Origin of the sequence: Flavobacterium laiguense, assembly GCF_003097655.1 — a bacterium.
GTDB lineage: Bacteria > Bacteroidota > Bacteroidia > Flavobacteriales > Flavobacteriaceae > Flavobacterium > Flavobacterium laiguense.
In genome coordinates this window covers 465946-484992 of sequence record NZ_QCZH01000001.1, presented here as the reverse complement: position 1 = coordinate 484992, position 19047 = coordinate 465946, and the positions used below count along the sequence as shown (strand labels likewise).

The following is a 19047-nucleotide window of genomic DNA, read 5'->3' as shown; positions in this document are numbered from 1 at the left end:
GGTTAAAATTTTTATTTTGCAGTAGCTGCTATTTGAAAAACTTTTTCAATCCAGTCGATACTCTCATCTACCATAGTGTCTTCATTTTTTAAATGAGTGGCAAAATGAGTGGTGATTTTTTGGATAATTCTAGAGCTAATAATTTCGGCTTGTTCTTCGTTGAAATTGGAGATTTTTTTGCTTTGAAAATCCAATTCCGAGTTTTTAATCGCATTTAGTTTGTCTTTCAAGGCATTGATAGTGGGAGCAAATTTTCTGACTTTGGTCCAAGCCAAAAACTCTTCTTTAATTTCTTCGATGATAGCCTCGGCAGCAGGAATATGTGTTTTTCTGTTTTCTAATGTTTCGTCTGTCATTTGCGACAAATGATCCATGTGAATTAAGGTAACTCCCTCAAGATCTTTCACATTTTCATTGACATTTTTTGGAATAGACAAATCCAAAATCAACATTGGCTTTTTCAAATTCAAAATGGCTTTGTCAATCGTTGGATTTTGAGCGCCAGTTGCCACTACTACTACATCGGCTTTTTGCAATTCAAGATGCAATTCAGAGTAATCTTTAACAATCAGATTCAATTTTCCAGCCAATTTCTCAGCTTTGTCTTTGGTTCTGTTGATTAAAGTGATGTGCTCGTTTTTGGTATGTTTCACTAAATTCTCGCAGGTGTTTCTTCCGATTTTCCCTGTTCCAAAAAGTAAAATATTCTTGTTTCCAATGTCTGGAACGTTCTTGATAATATATTGAACCGATGCAAAAGATACCGAAGTGGCTCCTGAACTGATTTCGGTTTCATTTTTAATTTTTTTGCTGGCTTGAATCACGGCATTCACCAATCTTTCCATAAAAGCGTTGGCTAATCCTAAAGCTTTTGCTTCGGCAAAACCATTTCTGATTTGGCTAATGATTTCAAAATCTCCCAAAATCTGGCTGTCTAAACCTGTTCCTACACGAAATAAATGAGAAATGGCTTCTTGGCTTTTATATACGTAGGCTACTTTTTGAAAATCTTCAACAGTACCGTTACTGTTCTCGCAAAGTAATTTTATTAATTGAAAAGGATGCTCAGCATAACCATAAATCTCTGTTCGATTACAAGTAGAAGTAACAAACAAACTTTGTATTCCTTCTCTTTTGGCTTGTTCAAGCAAGCGCGTTTTTGCTAGGGTGTCTAAACTAAATTTCCCCCTAATCTCGGCATCGGCTTTTTTATAACTGAGTCCGATAGAATAGAAATAATGATGTTTTGAAACGCTGTGATTTTCCATAATTACACTTTAACTTAAAGTTAAGCAAACTTATCACTATCCTTTTTATAAAAGTAACGCTAGAAGTACTTTTTGTGTCGTTACATGATTTTTTAGATTTAAATCGTTGTTTTAGAATAAAAACTGTTATTTTTGTACTGTTATCAAGGGTTACAATTGATTTTATTCAGAATGATTCTAAATAAAAATACTTGATAATTATCATATTTTGACAAAAAAAACATCGCTATGGGTTCACAAGAAATTATAACTATTGAAGATGATTTTACGCTGATTCGTTTTCAGAATGACACCGATACCGTTTTTCAAGCACAACGCGAAGTCAGTAGCGGATTGATTCAGTTTCACTTTGGATTGAAAGGAAGCGCCAAATTCATTTTCAATCAAGGGAATTATGCTTTGGAATTGAAAGAGGAAAAATCATTGCTTTTATACAATCCACAAAAGGAATTGCCTTTAAATTTAGAATTGGCTCCAAATTCCTGGGTCATTTCGGTAATTATTTCAATCAAAAAATTCCACGCTTTATTTTCGACTGAGGCGAATTACATTACTTTTTTGAGCGCCGACAATAAAGACAAAAAATATTACAAAGAAGACGACATTAGTCCTTCAATGGCAATTGTTTTGAGTCAATTGTTTCATTACAGCCTGCATCCTTCGATCAAAAACCTGTATTACAAAGGAAAAGGATATGAATTGTTGAGTTTGTATTTTAACCGAACCGAAGACCCCAATGCAGAACAATGTCCGTTCTTGATAGATGAGGACAATGTTTTTAAAATCAAAAAAGCCAAAGACATTATTATTGCCAACATGGCCGAACCACCCGGTTTACAAGAATTGGCGGATGAAATTGGTCTGACTTTAAAGAAACTCAAAATGGGTTTCAAGCAAATTTATGGCGATACGGTCTATGGATTCTTATTCGATTACAAGATGGAATATGCCCGAAAATTATTAGATAGCGGCTCGTATAATGTAAATGAAGTAGGATTGAAAATAGGCTACAGCACCGGAAGTCATTTTATTGCGGCTTTCAAAAAGAAATTTGCCACAACACCTAAAAAATATTTGATGTCAATTAATTCGAATCTTTAGATAAAATTTCGATTAAACAAAAGCATCAGGTTTCTATATTCAACAATAATTAAAAAGTAGTTAATATCAATTTATCCAAAAGTAAGTTTAGCTATTTTTGAAACATCAAAAAAACGAAATATGAAAGGCGTATTATTAATAAACTTAGGCTCTCCAGAAAGTCCAACTCCCAAAGATGTAAAACCTTATTTAGATGAATTTTTAATGGACAAATACGTGATTGACGTTCCGTATTTGTTACGAGCCTTATTGGTTCGCGGCATTATCCTTAGAAACAGGCCCGAAAAAGCAGCTTCCGCTTACGCAAAAATATGGTGGGAGGAAGGTTCGCCTCTGGTGGTCATCTCCAAAAGAATGCACGAAAAGGTAAAACCCCAAGTCAATGTTCCCGTTGCCTTGGCGATGCGTTACGGAAATCCAAGTCTGCTTTCTGGCTTACAGGAACTTGCTAACAAAGGAGTTACCGAGGTTTTGCTATTTCCTTTGTATCCACATCATGCCATGTCCTCTACCACGACGGTACTGGAAAAAGCGGAAGAAATCAGAAAGCAACATTTTCCGAACATGAAATTCTCCCATGTTCCTGCCTTTTATAATAAACCGGATTACATTCAGAATTTGGCCGATTCTATAAAAAAGCATTTGGATCAATTTGACTACGATCATTTATTGTTTTCGTATCATGGTTTGCCGGAGCGTCATATTCGAAAAACTGACATTACCACCAAAGATTGCAAGATTGACGGTTCTTGCTGTCAAACGCCATCGCCTTGTCATGAATTCTGCTACCGCCACCAATGTTATGAAACCACAAAATTGGTAGTTGAAAAATTGGGTATTCCAAAAGAAAAATACAGCCAAACCTTTCAATCCCGATTGGCGGGAGACAAATGGCTTGAACCTTACACGGATGTCGAAGTGAATAAAATGCCAGAGAAAGGAATTAAGAATCTAGCAGTCGTTACACCCGCTTTTGTTGCGGATTGTTTGGAAACCCTAGAAGAAATCGCCATGGAAGCCAACCACCAATTCAAAGAACACGGAGGCGAAAATTTCTTGGCCATTCCTTGTTTGAATGACAGTGACGAATGGTGTGCTACGGTAAGTAACTGGATTACTGATTGGAGTTCAGCAAAAAGCGAATAGAAAATTAATAATGCTTAAAATTTAAAAATGGATTATTATAATTATCTCAAATCACTTCATCTGATCTTTGTAATTACCTGGTTTTCTGGTTTATTCTATATCGTTCGATTATTTGTATACCAAATAGAAGCTGCCGACAAACCCTCTCCAGAAAAAGAAATTCTTCAAAAACAGTATAAAATTATGTCGTACCGTTTATGGTACATTATCACGTGGCCATCGGCTGTATTGGCTAGTTTTTTTGCTTTTTGGATGTTGTTTTTTACCGATATTGGCAACACTTGGCTACAAATGCCCTGGATGCATGTAAAACTTGGCTTTGTTTTTGTGTTGTATCTGTATCATTTAAAATGCCAGCAAATATTCAATCAATTACAAAACGACAAAGTAAAATACACCACCAATTTTATGAGATTGTGGAACGAAGGAGCAACCATCATTTTATTTGCCGTTGTCTTTTTAGTAATATTAAAAAACGCCGTGAATTGGATTTATGGAGTTGTAGGTATCTTTTTGTTTTCGATTACTATTATGCTTGGCTTTAAATTTTACAAAAGAATAAGAGAGCGAAATAAATCGTAATTATGGTTCAAAATTTTAAGATTCCCTTAGTTTCATTACGTGTTAGAATCTTTCTATCGATGATTGTACTAATCATCGCAACCTCTATATTGCTTATAACGATCTCCATAATACAGTACAAAAGTGTAGCCAAAGAATACAATCAACGACGGGTTGAAAACATAGAGCGTTATGTAAAAAAGCATATCAATTATGTTCTTTCAAATACGACCTATCCTTTGACCAATGAAAATATCAAATTAATTTTCAAGGATAAAATTCACGAAGTATCGGACATACAAAATGCTGAAATTCAAATATATTCCTTAGAGGGAAAATTACTTAAATCGTCTAAAGAATCCTTTTCTGTAGAACCACATTCCCCTACCATTTCAAAATTCATCCTTCGATTGGTACGGTCATCGATCAACAAAAGATACGTAGACGTCAAAACGATTGACGGCATTAAGTATCGTTCCTCCTACAGTCTGATAAAAAACAAAAAATTCAAACCCATCGGAATTCTCCTTTTGCCCAATATCCCCGACGATGGTTATTACGAAAAAGAATTAAACAATTTTCTAATTCATTTGGCACAAGTCTACACCTTTATGATTATTGTGGCTTTTGCCTTCGCCTATTTCCTGTCCTCTTTTATAACCAAACCCATCAACGATTTTGCGAAAAAATTGAGCGAAACCAGTTTGAATCAAAAAAGCAAGATAATTCCATTTTCGGCCAAGATTAAAGAGATAAACATGCTGTTGATTGCCTACAATAGAATGATTGAAGAACTCGAAAGAAACGCCATAAAACTCGCCCAAAACGAACGCGACTTGGCTTGGAGAGAAATGGCTAAACAAGTGGCGCACGAAATCAAGAATCCGCTTACGCCAATGCGCCTCACGGTACAAAGTTTCCAAAGGAGATTCAACCCTGAAGACGCAAATATTAAACAAAAATTAAATGATTTCTCCGAATCGCTAATTCAACAAATTGACACGATGAGCTCTGTAGCCTCAGCATTTTCTAATTTTGCTTCTATGCCGGCCCAACAAAATGAAGTCTTGAATGTGGTGGAAGTTGTAGAACTAACATTGGATATCTTTAACGAAGATTATATCGTTTTTGAAAGTCAAGAAAAAGAAATCATTTCAAAAATGGATCGTACGCAACTCATTAGAGTCATTACCAATTTGGTCAAAAATGCGACACAAGCCATTCCGTCTGCCCAAAAAAACAAATGGGTCTTGGTTACCATAAAAAAAATAGCAAACGAGGTAATCATTTCCATACAAGATAACGGAACTGGAATTGAAAAACATAATTTCAATAACATATTTGAACCCAAATTCACCACCAAAAATAGCGGAATGGGTTTAGGCCTCGGAATTATAAAAAACATTATCGAAAACTACAACGGAACAATTACCTTTGAAACCAAATTTGGAAGTGGAACTACTTTTACGGTTACCCTACCCATCACTAACACTTAAACCAATAAAATGAACTACGAGAACCTTTTAATTACAATAGAAAACAACATCGCAACGGTTGTAATCAACAGACCAACTAAACTAAATGCTTTGAATATTGCAACGATAAACGACTTGCATAAAGCCATTAAAGTATTGGGTAAAAACAAAGAAATTCAAGTTATCATACTAACCGGTAGCGGAGAAAAAGCATTTGTTGCGGGAGCCGACATCTCCGAATTTGCTCATTTCACTATCGAAGAAGGAGCTCAACTGGCTTTTCAAGGACAAGAACTTTTATTTAATTTTATAGAGAACCTAAAAACTCCAGTTATAGCCGCTGTCAATGGTTTTGCCTTGGGTGGTGGACTGGAATTGGCCATGGCTTGTCATTTTAGAGTGGCCTCAGAGAATGCCAAAATGGGACTACCGGAAGTTTCTCTTGGAGTTATCCCAGGTTATGGAGGAACACAACGTTTGCCGCAACTCATTGGTAAAGGTCGTGCGATGGAAATGATTATGACCGCTGGAATGATCTCTGCCGAGGAGGCCAAACAATACGGATTAGTGAATCACGTAGTACCGCAAGCTGAACTAATCGAATTTTGTACTGGTATTGCCCAAAAAATCATGAAAAACTCCCCTTTTGCCATTGGTAGAGCCATAAAAGCAATCAATGCCAATTTTGCAGATGGTAAAAACGGTTACGAAACCGAGATAAAAAACTTTGGAAAATGTTTTGGAACCGAAGATTTTAGCGAAGGAACCAAAGCCTTTTTAGAAAAAAGAAAAGCCGTTTTTACGGGAAAATAGTTTTTAGTGCTCAGGTTATAGTATGCTGTAACCTGAGTATTTAAAAAACAAGAATACTACTTATTTAAAATTTAATTACCTAAAAATAAAAACTATGTCATTCCAACCTGTATTTGCTGAATTCTGGGAAAAAGTAAAAGAAAGCATCGAAAATAAAACCTATGCCAAATTAACCCTAGCCAAAACCATAGGCGATACTGAATTGAAAAACATTTATGTTCGTCCCGTTTTGAATGATGGTATCTTCAGCCTTTCGGTTACGGCGCGTTATAAAACTGAGGAAATTGAGAGCTTTCACACTCTTGATGAAGCATATATTGTTTTGGCTCCATACATGAACAATCCCTTTTTGACGGCACTTTTATTCACCACCGAAAATGACATTACTTTTAAACTGAATAAAAAACGTGTGGGAAGTATCATTGAACAAGCTCCTACTTTTAAGAATGCTTCGGATGTGATTTTGGAAATGAAAGAGAAAGGGATGTAAAACACTATAAAATTGTTTTTTCAATTTTAAAAAATAAGGCTCCGTATAGACTTTGCCACTAAATATACTTTTTTTTAATACCTTAGGGATCTTTAAATCAGCAAAATTTATGGATCCAGAAATAAATAAACTGAAAACAGTTTGGGAGGCTACGGAAATAACAACTGATCTAAGTACATTAGTTCCTCAATTCAACTTTGATGAAATTATAAGTTCTTTAATCAGTGTGGGGCCATTTTACTTTTATATCATAGATTTTTATGATATGTCCTTATCCAATGTCAGTCCGTCCATAGCTGAGATTCATGGATTTGATCCAGAAACAGTAACCTTTGATGATGTCTTAAATACAATTCATCCTGATGATATGGAGTTTGTTGCAAAAGCGGAAGCTACTTATTTTGAGCTCCTTCATAATAAATTAGGAAAAGAAAAAATCCCTAATTACAAAGCAAATTATTCCTTTAGAAGTCGAATGAAAAATGGGGAATATTGTCTGTTAAATCATCAATCTATAATACTGACAATAGATGATGACTTTCGCATTGGGAAATCCCTGAATATCCACACCAATATAGATCATATTACCAAAACGAATAACAATACGATTTCACTTATAGGATTAAATAACGAGCCTTCTTATACTAATATTAGTGTCATTCTAGATCTTAAAGAATTAACATCATTTTCAAAAAGGGAAATTGAAATTATAAAACTTATTTCCGAAGGTTATACAAACAAAAAAATTGCCGAATTTTTGATTATTAGTGAATATACGGTAAAAACACACCGAAAAAACATCAATTATAAATCAGGTACAAAAAATTCAGTAGAATTGGTTCGTAAATGTTTGCTACAAGGTTTGATTTAAACCAAAAGAAAACTACTCTATACTATCAATTCCTATAATTCTTGATTAATTAAATTTCAGAAATTACCCCAGACAACAAAATTAATACCATAAACACCTATTTATAGGTATTTTTTTTGTGGTCTTAAATACAGTTCTTTGAAGTATCAAAATTTTAACAAAACGCATAATACCATAAAATTATAATGTTAAAATCACAAATCGAACAAATAAGTGCAAACTTACAATTAGATAATTCAAATACAGTTTCAGAAATAATAACGATGGAATGTGGTCTTCTAAATACCCATTTAATTAAAGATAAAGCTAGAGGGTTTTTAACGATAATTACATTTAAAAGTAATAAGCTACGAATATTTTTTTACTTAAAAACAAAACTTCAACAAAATGAAAAAATCAAATTTTTTTAATCGTATACTTCATCAAATTATAGCATTAATTACTAGATGACAATTGTTTTATAAAAAATTACAAATAATCCGCTGCTTATTAAAAATGCTTTTGCGGGTTACACTTTAGAGAGTAATAACCAACCCGTTAGCCGAAAAGGGGAAACAGAGTAGGCAATCCAATTTTAAAAACTTGAAAATATGAAATCTATTTTAAAAACTATTTTAGCACTAGTGCTTATTGGAACAGTGACATTTTCATGCTCATCAGACAAAGACGAACCCGAACAATCACAATTAACGGAGACACCAACTGCAGTTAAAGAATTTGACTCTAGTAATTATGGCACATACAAAGGAGTGTTTGTTGGCTCTACAGGAACTATAGTTATCAACCAAAATAATAGCACCAAAACAGCGGTTTTAACTATAGATGGTAAAGAGTATACTTATACAGCAACAGAAGCAAGTTCTATTGGTCAAGTTACTACTGGATTAACGTTTAAAAACGGAGAATCATCATTTGATTTTAATGTGGGCGCATCTGGTCAAGAACCTAATATTACAAACATTACAATTGTTGGACATCCAAACGCCAGTATTGAAATACAAAAGGAAAAATCAGACAAAATTGTAAAATGTTACGTAGGAATTTCTACTGATGACGATGGAAAAACCAATTCAAATACATTTAATTTTTGCATCCTAGGGGAGAACCTCATTGGCATTGCTCATAACGATTCCGGCACGGCTTTAATAGTAACAGGGACTGTGGCAAACAACACCATTACTGGAATTGTAGAATACATTAAAGGCACAGTGGAAGCCAACATTAAAGGTACAATAGATGGAGAAAAAGCAGAGGGAACTTGGAAAAACAAAGATAATGACACAGGCTTATTTAAGACCAAAAGGGTACTTTAAACCTATCAGAAATTCAATAACTAACCCTTCCAAAATTCGGCTTTTGGAAGGGTTAATTGTTCTTCTTTACAACTCTCCATCCCACTCGGCATAGAACTGCGCTAGAAATCCTTGCATGTAGTGATGTCTTTCCTGGGCTATTTGTTTACCCGTTTCAGTATTCATTTTGTCTTTTAACAACAATAACTTTTCATAAAAATGATTGATTGTTGGCGTCTGACTGTTTTTGTATTCTTCTTTGCTCATTTGCAAATTTGGTGCAATTTGAGGATTGTACAGAGCTCTGTTTTTAAATCCCCCATAATTGAATGCCCTAGCAATCCCAATGGCTCCTATCGCGTCTAAACGGTCTGCATCTTGAACAATATCCAATTCTATTGACGAGAATGTCTTTTCCGTTTTTCCGCCTTTAAAAGAGACATTATCTATGATTTGGATTACATGTGTGATAACAGCTTCCGAAACGGATTCGCTTTCCAAAAATTCACGGGCCACTTTTGGCCCAACGGTTTCATCTCCACTGTGAAATTTACTGTCGGCTATATCGTGAAGCAAAGCACCCAGTTTCACAACGGTTTCGTCGCATGTTTCACCATTTGCTATTAACAGTGCATTTTTATACACTCTTTGAATGTGAAACCAATCGTGGCCGCCTTCGGCATTCGCCAATTTTTCTTTTACAAAAAGAATGGTTTTATTAATTAAATCTGGATTAGTCATTTGTGGTGTTTATGTATAAAAAAATGCTGACCTTCAAAGTATAAACCTCAAAAATCAGCAATATCAATGTCAAATTTCAATGGCAATGGCAATGGCAAAATCAATTTCTAAACTCTAAATTCTAAATTCTAAACTCTAAATTCTACAATCTAAATTCTACAATCTCGCCGGTTCTACCCATTTGAATTGGAAAGACTCCTGGGGAATGACTAATCTCTCTGAAACTTTAGCCATTCTAGCCGGCAATTTCATCAAGTAATCACGGGCTTTTTCGGCTTCATCAGTCAAACCGGAAAATTTGTCAATCTCCCATTTTTCGATTAGTTTTTGCATAATATCCACATAATCGTTGGCAGTATAGACCCCAATACGTTGTGCAGAATCCGAAAAGTGTTCGAAAGCGGAGCTTATTTTTTGTCCTGATTCCCTCAAGAAATGTGCAGGCATCACAATTTTCGCTTTCATCATATATTGAAAAGCAAGCATCATTTCGCTAGGATCTACTTTAAATATTTCAGTAACAAAATGGCTATAGGCATGGTGATGACGCATTTCGTCTCCGGCAATCATCTTACACATTTTTGCCAATTTCTTGTCTCCGTAACTTTTTGCTAATTGTGAAACTCTATTATGAGAAACGTAGGTCGCTAATTCCTGAAAACTGGTGTATACAAAGTTCTTATACGGATCTCTTCCAGTTCCAATATCAAAACCATCGTTGATTAAGTGTTGTGTCGTCATTTCGATTTCTTTCATATTCACACGACCCGATAAATAAAGGTACTTGTTCAACAAATCGCCGTGACGATTCTCTTCACCAGTCCATTGACGCACCCATTTTGCCCAACCATTTCTTTCTAAGTTATCAACCCCTTCAACTTCCATCAACCAATTTTCGTAGGTTGGCAAAGCTTCTTCGGTAATCATATCTCCTACCATCGCTACCCAAAAATCATACGGTAAATCTTTTGAGATTTCTCTAAGTTCTTTTACTTCTTCAAGGAAATTATCACTTTCTGAATTGGGTAAAAAATCAGACGGTTGCCATATTTGCTCTACAGGAATCAAGTATTGATCGACAAAACCGTCAACCTTACCTTCTAAAAACTGCATTACTTCCAGACGTATGTTTTTTATAGACATTTTATATAATTATTAAATTTTTATTCCTTTTACTATTTCCGCTTCGGTCTTTTCTACTATTTCATCAAAATTATAATCCTTTACCGAAATTGCCTTATGAACTACAAAGGTAAGGCGATTTCCTAAACCATAGGGAAAAGATCCATATTTTACCAATTTCCAAGAATGATTGATGCTTAAAGGAACCACATAAGCTGATGGGGCGTATTTACATAAAATTTTCAACCCACTTTGTGCAAATTCCTTTGGCTTGCCATCTTTACTTCGTGTTCCTTCCGGAAAAATTACGGCTGCCCTGTTGTTTTTTTCTATATATTCCGATAGTTTTTTAATCGCCGGTATTGCCTGTTTTGGGTCTTTACGGTCTATGAGCACGGAACCGCCATGACGCAAATTGAAGGACACGCTTGGCACCCCTTTTCCCAATTCTTTCTTGCTGACGAATTTTGGATGAAATTCTCTCAAAAACCAAATCATGGCAATGATGTCATACAAACTTTGGTGATTGGCAACAAAAATAATAGGCACTCCTTTTGGAATACTTTCTCTATTCCTGAAACTGAAAGTAGTTCCAAGCAAATGAACGATTCTCAATAAAATAAAATTAAGGTAATCGACACTTTTCTTATGCGCTTGATAACCAAAAACGTTTAAACAAATCCATTGAATGGGGTGAAAAATCACCAATGTCAAAAGAATTAACATCAAAACGATAAAAGATAAGGGATATGAAATGATTTTTTGCATACTGTTAAATTTGCTACAAAAGTAAGAAATATATTTTTAGGAGTATTTACATCAAGCGTAATAAACAGAAAGACAATTATTAAATTGACAAACAATACTTTACAATTAAATTTACGCTTATAAAAACAAATTTAAAAATTTACAAACAAGCAAAAGAAGCCATAAAACAACCTATTGTATCGCCATACATTAATCGTACCTTTGCTTTCTTATAACTTTGTCCTTTATAAAATGAACTTTACCTATCCCAAAACAGAAAAACTAAAAAGTAAAATCACCATTGGTTTATTATTTACCGAAGGGAAATCTGTTTCTAAATATCCGTTGCGATTAGTTTATAATGCAGGCACTTTTGGCGAAGGCGAAAAAATAAAAATAGGTGTTTCGGTTTCCAAAAAATATTTTAAGAAAGCGGTTGATCGCAACTATTTCAAACGCGTGCTTCGTGAAACGTATCGCCTTAACAAACATTTACTAATTGACAATCTGGATCAACCGTATTCTTTTATGCTTTTTTACCAAAGCAAAGACCGATTGCCTTATGAAGAAATCAACACCAAAACCATTCAATTGTTTGAGAAATTCTTGGCACAAACGAAACCGGTAATTCAATCCGAAGAAAAATAAATACTTAAAAACCACCCCACCTTTCAGGCACCCCTCCAGAGGAGGGGAATGCGCTAAATTCCCCTCCTTTGGAGGGGTGCCCAACGGGCGGGGTGGCATTTCCTGCTAATCAATGATTATATTCCTAGATTTATTCATATTTTAGTACATTCAATTTAAGCCAAACGAAAATGAAAACCTTCTTTTTTCAAAAAAAATTCATCATTCCGGTAGTGGCATCTGCATTTTTGTATGTGGGTGTCAGTTTTAAAGACGACTATTTTGAGATTGCCAAACAAATAGAAATTTTCACTACCCTATTCAAGGAATTGCATAAAAATTATGTAGACGAAACCACTCCGGCTGAGTTGATGAACAACGCCATAAAAGGAATGTTGAGCTCTCTTGACCCTTACACCGTTTATTTTAATGAACAGGAGGTACTTAAATTCAAAATCAACAACACAGGCGAATACACCGGAATTGGAGCTTTGATAACCCGAGAAGACGATAAATTAATCATAAAAGAGCCGTATAAAAATTTCCCTGCAGATAAAGCGGGACTTAAAGCTGGGGATGAAATTATCCAAATAGGAGATACGCCATTGAGCGACTTCAAGGATGATGCTTCCCAACTTTTAAAAGGATCAAAAAACACCAAAATTGACATCAAATACATTCGCCAGGGTAAAACACTTTCAACTGTAATTGTATTGGATGAAGTCGAAATCAAATCAGTTCCGTATTTTGGAAAAATCGATGCAAAAACGGGGTATATCGTATTGGCTCGTTTCAATAACAAAGCCTCGAATGAAACCAAAGAGGCCCTTGAACAACTAAAAAGAGAAGGTGTCGAAAGAATCGTTTTGGATTTAAGAGGCAATCCAGGAGGATTATTGAACGAAGCCGTCAATATTTGCAATCTTTTTGTGCCCAGAAACGAGGTTATTGTAACGACCAAATCAAAAATAGAAAAACACAACAACACTTATAAAACTTCCAAAGAACCTATAGACACCACTATTCCGTTGGTTATTTTAGTGAATGGACGAAGTGCTTCGGCTTCCGAAATTGTTTCAGGAGCACTACAAGATTTGGATCGCGCCGTAGTTTTGGGCAGCCGTAGTTTCGGAAAAGGTTTGGTACAAAGACCCGTAGAATTAAAGTATGGAACACAACTCAAAGTAACTATTTCACGTTATTACACGCCTTCAGGCAGATGTATTCAAGCATTAGATTATGCCCATAAAGACAAAAATGGTGCGGCCACAAGAACCGATGCCAAAAACTACAACACCTTTAAAACCAGAAAAGGAAGAACGGTTTATGACGGCGGCGGTGTTTTACCCGACATCGAAATGGAAGAAACCAAAACGAGTCCGATAACAAATGCATTGCTAAAAAACGACGGTATTTTTCAGTATGCGACGTACTATTATTACAAAAACCCTAATTTAGGAACTACAATTCCAACACTTACAGATGCCGATTATACCGATTTCAAACAATTTTTAAAAGCCCAAAAACTAACTTTTGACACGGAAACCGAAATCGCCTTGAAAAACACTTTGGCTACAGCCAAAAAAGAAAAACTCGACGAATCGATTGCCATAGAATACCAACAATTGCTTACAGCACTTCAAAAATCCGAAAACAATCAATTAGACAAAAGCCAAAAAGAAATCAAAGGTTTATTGCTGGACGAAATTATTAAACGTTATCAATACCAAGAAGGGTTGTACGAGTTTTATATAAAAAACAATGCCGAAATCAAGAAGGCGGTCAGTATTTTGAATAATCCTGCTGAGTATAATGCTATTTTGAAAAATTGATGAAAATCTATTTTAAAATAGCTGCGTTTTTATTCGTTTCAAGTCTTTACGCACAAGATTTACCCGTTCAAAAAGTCTATTTTGAATTTGACCGATATGTGCTTATAAAAAAAGAACAAAACACAATTCTTGATTTTATTAGAAAATTAGACACCTCAAAAATCAAAACCGTTGCCATATATGGCTATTGTGACGATAGAGGCACCGATGGATACAATTTTAAACTGTCGGATAACAGAGTTAATTATGTTCAGAAAATCTTGCTATCCCATGGCATAAAATCAAAAAAAATAATCGTTACAGAAGGGAGAGGAAGTATTGATTTAAACAAAGATACCGTTGCAAATCTACATGAAACGCGGGCCAGAAACAGGAGAGTCGATATTGTAATGGTTCAAAAAAGCATATCTGAGGACTATTTTAAAAACCATAGAAAGTTTCAAAGCGTTCAAAACCAACATAAAGTAGGTGATCTTATTATTCTTGAAAATATCTTATTCGAAATGGGAAGCAGTGACCCCACCTTAGAATCCAGACAACAATTGGATAAAGTTGTGGCCGCTTTGCAAAAAAACAAAACCGTACAATTTGAAATTCGGGGGCATGTCTGTTGCACCTCCAAGATTTATGTTGATGCTGTTGACAGAGATAGCCAAGAACGTATTTTATCTATAAATCGTGCCAGAAACGTATATAAATACCTGAAATCAAAAGGAATAAACCCGTACCGAATGACCTATAAAGGGTATGGAAATCAATTTCCTCTGTACAAAGGAGATCGACTGGACCGAAGAGTCGAGTTTTTGATTGTGAAGATCTAGACATTCATTCATAAATCTCCAGCTATCCCGATAATAATCGGGAGGAGGCAATTCAAAATCAGCATAGGATGATTTAGTTGGCATTTCTATCCACTTTTTTTCTTTTTTTGTATAACAATCATTCCTTACTATGAGCACTTTAGAAATTAAAAAAGAACTTCATCCGATTTATAGACAGTAGCGACACTAATCTCGCTAAGGAGTTTTATAATCTTATCACAACCCATCTATCGAAATCCGAAAATAGTAGCATGATTATAGAATCAGAAGACGATATAAAATCGGGTCACATTCACAGTCAAGATGAAGTAAAAAAAATGATGAATGAACCGAATAGTTCACTGAACAATCAAGAAACAATCTACACTACCGAAAATCAAAAATAAATAATTTCTTTTGGACTTGGATAACTATCACCCCCGCACCATCTCAATATGCGGAATATCATCTTCCAGATACATTTCGCTAGTTTGTACAAAACCGTGGTTTTCATAGAATTTTTTGAGATACAATTGTGCTCCTATAGTAATTTGGTTTTCGCCAAAGTGAAGCAATATACCCGAAATGGCTTCTTTCATCAAGTCGTGTCCCCATTTTCTGTCCCTGTAATCGGGATCTACCGTTACCCTGCCTATTGAAGCGTTATCAAAACTAATTCCAGCTTTGAAAAGTCGGGCGTGAGCCACTATTTTACCCTCAAAACTACCAAAAAGATGCAAAGCGACTTTATCTTTGCCATCAAGATCAAGATAGACGCAGTTTTGCTCCACTACAAAGATTCTACTTCGCAATTGGAGTATATCATACAATTCGTTTACCGTTAACGCCTCAAAAGGCTTTATTTTCCATTCTATAGTCATTGTACTTTTCTTAAAATATTTTTAATAGCTGGTTTAGATTAACGATTTTCGAAATCTAAAATCCAATCATTTCGTCTTTACCCCTTGTATTACAGACTCCAATTCATGTATAAAATCACGTTTATCCCTCGAAGGAGAATAACTGAATCCTTCTAAAAACAAAATTCGGTTTTTATCGGGGTCTAGAATCATATAATTCACGAAAGGCCCAAACATGAAACTGTCTTTCAATCGCCAAGTACCTTTTGTTTCATAGGCCAGTTTTCCATCCAGTTTGGTTTTTGAAAAATAAATAGGATAGGATTGGTCAATATACATCGTAGAAGCAGACTTTGTCCCTTTTACATATAATGCGCCTATAGAATCCTGGAGCTTTAAAATTCTTGAAGAGACATTCGAGTTGGTTTTTATGGCACCCAAAGGCAATTGAGAGATCAACAAACTATTACTGCCGCTAATAAACTCTTTTTTTAGCCATATAAAATTATCGCCATTAACGACATAAGAATAACTATTTGGGACTTTTAAAAGAATTTGAAACTGCTTTTGGATTTTTTTGGGATTGAGAATGGAATCGCTTAACAATTTTTGATGTTCGGTAATTTCTCCTTCTGCTATAATTTGGATTATCTGTGGAGCATGTTTTTCTAAAATTTCACGAATAGCCGAAACGGATTTACCAGAAATATGAAACACATTTTGTGGTGTTGCATACTGATCTTTCTTAATTTCAAAACTATTTTTATCTGCTTTTTTGATTACAATGATCGTCCTGCTTTTGGTCATAAACCCTTCCATTAGATGGGTAGGATATTGATTTATGTCAAATAGTGGTTCTTCTTTTGGCAAACCGTCAACAGGTCTGGCAAATTTATTTCGAATACTGTCGCCAATAACGCCATACCATAACTTATCATCTATAACTACCGAAATAGAATTGATTTTCCCTGAAGAAGCCCTTGTTGAATTTTCATTTTTCTTGGAGCAAGAAAAAAAAAACAACGAAAGAAACAGAAATAAAATAGGCGCTTTATGCATCATAAATCGATTATAGAATAGACCTCAAAAATACAGCAGATTATTGTATTATCCTTTTATTTTCAGTCCCATTCCCGGTTTAAGATTGTCTCCGGTGATATTATTCCATTTTTTTAAGTCAAATACTGTAACTCCTGGGTATTGCTTGGATATACTAAATAAAGAATCTCCTTTTTTAACCAGATAATCGATATCGGCATTTTTAGAAGCTGTTGTAATGTCTCTTTTCTTAAAAGAATCCACCGTTGCATTGTTGGTGATAATAGCAACTTCATTTTTGGCTACTATTAAAATATTTCCAACAGCAAGATTGTTATTTTGTAAATTATTCCATTGCCTTAAATCTGCCAAAGAAGTTCCGAATTTTTTGGCTATGTTTCCTAAATTGTCTCCTTTTTGAACTTCGTATTGAATGTCTTTAAGTACTGGAGCTGCGACCGCAACCGCTGCTGAATTTTCTAATACTGGAACTACCACTTGCAAAGAAACTCCCAATTTGACATTGGTAGAAGAAAGGTGATTCCACTCTTGAATATCGGCTACAGTCGTATTGTATTTTTTGGCTATCGTGTTTAGATTGTCTCCTTTTTGAACGATATAAAAATTCGATGCATTAGAAACAAGCGTATCCTTTTTCTCGATTGAACTCGTTTTGGCATCGGCATCGGCCAGTTTTGGAGAATCTGCCGCAATCAATACTTTATTCTTATTGGTATTAGAAGCCAAACTTGTTTTTGAATCCGTATTATCTATAATGATTTTCAACGATTTTCCAGTAGCCACTGAATTCCCTTTGAGGTGATTCCATTTTTTCAAATCCGAAACTACAACATCATTCTTTTTGGCAATATCACCCAGATTGTCGCCATGCCTCACTTTATAGTATTTTACAGTGGTATTGGAGACTATTGCAGTAGCAGAATCTTTGATGCTATTGAACTTTCTAACATCATTGGTTTTTTCTCTTTTGTTTAATTCCGATTGAACATAGGCATAAATTTTATCTTCGTTTGAAGTAAAAACCGCCACTTTTGAAGAAGGAAGTGTTAAATAATGGCTTTTTCCAACATAATTTGGAATAACATTGCGTTTGTACGAAGGATTCAATGCTTGTAGTTGCTCTACCGGAATGTCTAATAAATTGGAAATTTGGGTAAAAGACATCTCTTTCTTCACCATTACGGTATCGGTAGCAAAATGTTTTACTAAAGCTTTTTTGGGAACAATACCATGAACGGTGTGGTATTCGTAAATATACATAGTCGCCAAAAATGCAGGGACATACCCTTGTGTTTCTTGAGGAAGATGTTTTTTGATATTCCAGAAGTTTTGTTGCCCTCCCGATCGGCGAATTGCTTTGGTTACATTTCCTGGACCTGAATTATATGAGGCTAAAACCAAATCCCAATCGTTAAAAACAGTATACATATTGGTCATGTATTGTGCCGCTGCTTCAGAGGATTTCAAAGGATCGCTACGTTCATCAACATAAGAATCAATACTCAAATTGTATTGTTTCCCTGTATGATACATAAATTGCCACAAACCTGTAGCACCCATTTTGGAAACTGCTTTTGGATTTAATGCCGATTCTACAACAGCTAAATATTTAATCTCTAATGGAACGTTTTGTTTGGCTAACGCCTCTTCAAAAATTGGAAAATAATACTCTGAAATGGCCATTTGATTGGCAAATGCTTTTCTTCTGTTTTTAAGAAATGATTTTATTAAATTTTCTAAACCTTGGTTGTATTCAATATTAAAAGGCGATTTGGCATCCATAGCCGCCAGTCTTTCTTTTAACAATTCAGTAGGCAATTCTTTATCGATATCGGTATCAATATTAACCGTATTGATGTCGGTTTCTATATCATTATAAATATCAAAACTGGATACCTGATTCATCCATAGACTGTCTGTTTTAGTTGTTCTATCGTATTTAACAAAAGAATTTTTAATGGAGTCTAAATAGGATACAGGCTTTTCTGCTCTTACCAATTCTTTTTTCTCAACAAAATTTTGAGAAAACACAGAAACAGTTAGCAAAAGGAAAAAAGTGAGGGTGGTATTTTTTAAAGTCATAAATATATTTTCAATATGCTATTATTCAAATAATTACAAATTAAGGAATACAAACTTAAGGGGTAAAATTTAAAAAAAGCAATAAATAATGTTAAAAATACAAAAAAACTCGATATTTCACTTGATTTTTACTCATTTGTGCGTAAAAATTTTCAAAAAT

The 19047-nt window shown here is 34.7% G+C and carries 19 protein-coding genes; 12 read left to right on the top strand and 7 right to left on the bottom strand.

Annotated features, from left to right (window positions below):
• Nucleotides 1-11 precede the first annotated feature (11 nt).
• The gene (hemA, locus tag DB891_RS02010; RefSeq protein WP_116760050.1) at nt 12-1268 is read right to left on the bottom strand and encodes a glutamyl-tRNA reductase; all 1257 of its coding nucleotides are present in this window, start codon (nt 1266-1268) and stop codon (nt 12-14) included.
• A gap of 228 nt (nt 1269-1496) precedes the next feature.
• Between hemA and DB891_RS02005 the strand changes: the two genes are divergently transcribed.
• The 8 genes from DB891_RS02005 to DB891_RS01965 all read left to right on the top strand — a co-directional run bounded on the left by DB891_RS02005 (nt 1497) and on the right by DB891_RS01965 (nt 9038).
• On the top strand, nt 1497-2369 hold the full coding sequence (locus DB891_RS02005; protein ID WP_116760048.1) for an AraC family transcriptional regulator: 873 nt from the start codon (nt 1497-1499) through the stop codon (nt 2367-2369).
• 120 nt (nt 2370-2489) lie between these two features.
• A complete protein-coding gene (gene hemH / locus DB891_RS02000; RefSeq protein WP_116760046.1) occupies nt 2490-3515 on the top strand; it encodes a ferrochelatase in 1026 nt (341 codons plus the stop codon).
• Between the two features lie 27 nt (nt 3516-3542).
• On the top strand, nt 3543-4097 hold the full coding sequence (locus DB891_RS01995) for a CopD family protein (RefSeq protein ID WP_116760044.1): 555 nt from the start codon (nt 3543-3545) through the stop codon (nt 4095-4097).
• 59 nt (nt 4098-4156) lie between these two features.
• Nucleotides 4157-5572, top strand: coding sequence for a sensor histidine kinase (locus tag DB891_RS01990; RefSeq protein WP_116760345.1), 1416 nt, complete (start codon nt 4157-4159; stop codon nt 5570-5572).
• Nucleotides 5573-5581: 9 nt separating this feature from the next.
• Nucleotides 5582-6364: an enoyl-CoA hydratase/isomerase family protein gene (locus DB891_RS01985; RefSeq protein WP_116760042.1), complete on the top strand. Its 783-nt coding sequence runs from the start codon at nt 5582-5584 to the stop codon at nt 6362-6364.
• A 94-nt stretch (nt 6365-6458) separates the two neighbouring features.
• The gene (locus DB891_RS01980; RefSeq protein ID WP_116760040.1) at nt 6459-6854 is read left to right on the top strand and encodes a hypothetical protein; all 396 of its coding nucleotides are present in this window, start codon (nt 6459-6461) and stop codon (nt 6852-6854) included.
• A gap of 109 nt (nt 6855-6963) precedes the next feature.
• On the top strand, nt 6964-7725 hold the full coding sequence (locus DB891_RS17915; protein WP_116760038.1) for a LuxR C-terminal-related transcriptional regulator: 762 nt from the start codon (nt 6964-6966) through the stop codon (nt 7723-7725).
• A gap of 590 nt (nt 7726-8315) precedes the next feature.
• Complete coding sequence (locus DB891_RS01965; RefSeq protein WP_116760034.1) at nt 8316-9038, top strand: hypothetical protein; 723 nt, start codon at nt 8316-8318, stop codon at nt 9036-9038.
• A gap of 66 nt (nt 9039-9104) precedes the next feature.
• Here the strand turns inward: DB891_RS01965 and DB891_RS01960 are convergent, their stop codons facing one another.
• From DB891_RS01960 to DB891_RS01950, 3 genes are all read right to left on the bottom strand, one after another.
• Nucleotides 9105-9758 carry an HD domain-containing protein gene (locus tag DB891_RS01960; protein WP_116760033.1) on the bottom strand — a complete coding sequence of 218 codons (654 nt, stop codon included), beginning with the start codon at nt 9756-9758 and terminating at the stop codon, nt 9105-9107.
• A 156-nt stretch (nt 9759-9914) separates the two neighbouring features.
• Nucleotides 9915-10901 (bottom strand): acyl-ACP desaturase, encoded by a 987-nt coding sequence (locus DB891_RS01955; protein WP_116760031.1) that lies wholly within the window; start codon nt 10899-10901, stop codon nt 9915-9917.
• A 12-nt stretch (nt 10902-10913) separates the two neighbouring features.
• Complete coding sequence (locus DB891_RS01950) at nt 10914-11648, bottom strand: lysophospholipid acyltransferase family protein (protein ID WP_116760029.1); 735 nt, start codon at nt 11646-11648, stop codon at nt 10914-10916.
• Nucleotides 11649-11879: 231 nt separating this feature from the next.
• Between DB891_RS01950 and DB891_RS01945 the strand changes: the two genes are divergently transcribed.
• The 4 genes from DB891_RS01945 to DB891_RS17855 all read left to right on the top strand — a co-directional run bounded on the left by DB891_RS01945 (nt 11880) and on the right by DB891_RS17855 (nt 15293).
• Entirely contained in the window at nt 11880-12275 is a 396-nt protein-coding gene (locus tag DB891_RS01945) for a ribonuclease P protein component (RefSeq protein WP_116760027.1), read from the top strand.
• A gap of 170 nt (nt 12276-12445) precedes the next feature.
• Nucleotides 12446-14086: a S41 family peptidase gene (locus DB891_RS01940; protein WP_116760025.1), complete on the top strand. Its 1641-nt coding sequence runs from the start codon at nt 12446-12448 to the stop codon at nt 14084-14086.
• Entirely contained in the window at nt 14086-14907 is an 822-nt protein-coding gene (locus DB891_RS01935) for an OmpA family protein (protein ID WP_116760019.1), read from the top strand. The genes DB891_RS01940 and DB891_RS01935 overlap by 1 nt, the downstream gene beginning before the upstream one ends.
• 251 nt (nt 14908-15158) lie before the next feature.
• Nucleotides 15159-15293, top strand: coding sequence for a hypothetical protein (locus DB891_RS17855; RefSeq protein WP_262497818.1), 135 nt, complete (start codon nt 15159-15161; stop codon nt 15291-15293).
• A 27-nt stretch (nt 15294-15320) separates the two neighbouring features.
• Here DB891_RS17855 and DB891_RS01930 read toward each other — a convergent pair whose 3' ends face one another.
• The 3 genes from DB891_RS01930 to DB891_RS01920 form a co-directional block, all read right to left on the bottom strand.
• Nucleotides 15321-15767 (bottom strand): GNAT family N-acetyltransferase, encoded by a 447-nt coding sequence (locus DB891_RS01930; protein WP_116760017.1) that lies wholly within the window; start codon nt 15765-15767, stop codon nt 15321-15323.
• A 66-nt stretch (nt 15768-15833) separates the two neighbouring features.
• Nucleotides 15834-16808, bottom strand: a complete 975-nt coding sequence (locus DB891_RS01925) for a DUF4837 family protein (protein ID WP_223256025.1) — start codon at nt 16806-16808, stop codon at nt 15834-15836.
• A 45-nt stretch (nt 16809-16853) separates the two neighbouring features.
• Nucleotides 16854-18887 (bottom strand): LysM peptidoglycan-binding domain-containing protein, encoded by a 2034-nt coding sequence (locus tag DB891_RS01920; protein ID WP_116760015.1) that lies wholly within the window; start codon nt 18885-18887, stop codon nt 16854-16856.
• Nucleotides 18888-19047: the final 160 nt, after the last annotated feature.